Source organism: Isoptericola sp. NPDC060257 (assembly GCF_042726645.1).
Taxonomy (GTDB): Bacteria; Actinomycetota; Actinomycetes; order Actinomycetales; family Cellulomonadaceae; genus Isoptericola; species Isoptericola nanjingensis.
Map to the genome: position 1 here is coordinate 1 of NZ_JBHXAW010000445.1, position 2070 is coordinate 2070.

Sequence of the window (2070 nt, forward strand, 5' to 3'; positions counted from 1 at the left end):
GGCCCTGCTCCTTGGCCCAGTTGATGAAGTCGGCCACCACGAGGAAGTACCCCGGGAAGCCCATCTGGATGATGACCTCGACCTCGTAGTTCGCCTGCTTGCGCACGTCGTCGCCGATGCCGTCGGGGTAGCGGCGGCGCAGACCGGCCTCGACCTCCTTGACGAACCAGCTGACCTCGTCCTCGCCGTCCGGCACCGGGAACCGCGGCATGTAGTTCGCCTTGGTGTCGAACGAGACCTCGCAGCGCTCGGCGATGAGCAGCGTGCTCTCGATCGCCTGCGGCAGCTCGGAGAACAGGCGGCGCATCTCCGCGCCCGAGCGCACGTAGAAGCTGTCGCCGCTGAAGGCGAACCGGCTGCCGCCCTGGTCGTAGGTCGGCTCGTCGAGCGTCGACCCCGAGTTCACGGCGAGCAGCACCTCGTGCGAGTGCGCGTCCTCCTGCTTCGTGTAGTGCAGGTCGTTGGTGGCCACGAGCGGCGCGTCGATGTGCTCCGCGAGGCGCAGCAGGTCCTTGTACGTGCGGGACTCGATCTCGATCCCGTGGTCCATCAGCTCGACGAAGAAGTTCTCCTTGCCGAGGATGTCCTGCAGCTCGCCCGCCGCACGCACCGCCTCGTCCCACTGGCCCAGGCGCAGCCGCGTCTGCACCTCGCCGGAGGGGCAGCCCGAGGTGCCCATGAGGCCCTTGCCGTACGTCTCGAGGAGCTCGCGGTCCATGCGCGGCCACTTGCCCATCTGGCCGTCCAGCGACGCGAGCGACGACGCGCGGAAGAGGTTGTGCATCCCCTCGTTGTCGCGCGCCCAGAGCGTCATGTGCGTGTAGGCGCCGCCCGCGGAGACGTCGTCGCGCCGCTGGTGCTGCTCGCCCCACAGCACCTTGGTGCGGTCGTGGCGGCTGGTGCCCGGCGTCACGTACGCCTCGACGCCGATGATCGGCTTGACCCCGTGCTTCTGCGCCGTGCTCCAGAAGTCGAACGCGCCGAACAGGTACCCGTGGTCGGTGATCGCGACGGCCTTCTGGCCGAGCCGCGACACCTCGCTGAACAGGTCGTTCATGCGCGCCGCGCCGTCGAGCATCGAGTACTCGGTGTGCACGTGCAGGTGGACGAAGTCGTCCTCGGAGGTACCGGTCGGCTGGGCGGTGGAGGAACCTGCGTCGGGCATGGACCGAGTCTAGGCAGTCGCCTCCGACACTCCGGACCGCCCCGCCGAGGGGAACCTCACAGGGCCCCGGAGGCGTCCCGTCACCACCGCACGAGGAGCCGCAGCACGGCCAGGCCGTCCTCGGTCCCCGGCCAGTGCCGGCGCACGACGTCGGGTCCCGCGCTGCGCACCACGGCCCGCAGGACGAGCGCCACGACGATCACGTCGTCGGCCCAGCCGAGCACGGGGACGACGTCCGGGACGAGGTCGATCGGCATCGCGAGGTAGCCCATGAGCACGACGAGCAGGGCGCGCACGCGCCGCGACAGCGTGCGGTCCCCCGCGAGCCGCCTCACCAGGCGCAGCACGTCGGGCAGCAGGCGCGCGGCGCCGCGCAGCGAGCCGCGACCGGTGCGCCGCCGCACGACGAGCAGGCCGGCGGCCAGCAGCGCCCAGAGCGCGAGCACGGCCACCACGAGGCCGGCGAGGACGTCCGCCCACCAGGGCAGGTCGGGCACCAGGGCTGCCTACCGGTAGGCCCCGCGGACGACCTCGAGCGCGTGCGCCAGGTCGTCGGGGTACTCGCTGGTGACCTCCACCCAGCGGCCGGTGAGCGGGTGCTCGAACCCGAGCCGTACGGCGTGCAGCCACTGGCGCTCCAGCCCCACCTTCGACGCGAGCACGGGGTCCGCGCCGTAGGTGAGGTCGCCGACCAGCGGGTGCCGCACCGCCTGGAAGTGCACCCGGATCTGATGGGTGCGGCCGGTCTCGAGGTGCACCTCGACGAGCGACGCGGCGGGCAGCATCTCGAGCACCTCGTAGTGCGTCACCGAGTGCTTGCCGTCCGCGACGACGGCGAACCTGTAGTCGGCGCTGGGGTGGCGCCCGATCGGCGCGTCGATCGTGCCCGTCGTGGGCTCGGGGTG

General features: G+C 71.5%; 3 protein-coding genes. All 3 read right to left on the minus strand.

Annotation, left to right across the window (positions count from 1 at the left end; translation table 11 throughout):
* On the minus strand, positions 1–1165 hold a 1165-nt coding region (locus ACFWEK_RS21120), incomplete at its 3' end, for a PHP domain-containing protein (protein ID WP_430555311.1).
* 80 nt (positions 1166–1245) lie between these two features.
* Positions 1246–1662, minus strand: coding sequence for a YkvA family protein (locus ACFWEK_RS21125; RefSeq protein WP_430555312.1), 417 nt, complete (start codon positions 1660–1662; stop codon positions 1246–1248).
* 9 nt (positions 1663–1671) lie between these two features.
* Positions 1672–2070: RluA family pseudouridine synthase (locus ACFWEK_RS21130; protein WP_430555313.1), on the minus strand; the 399-nt coding region annotated here is incomplete at its 5' end.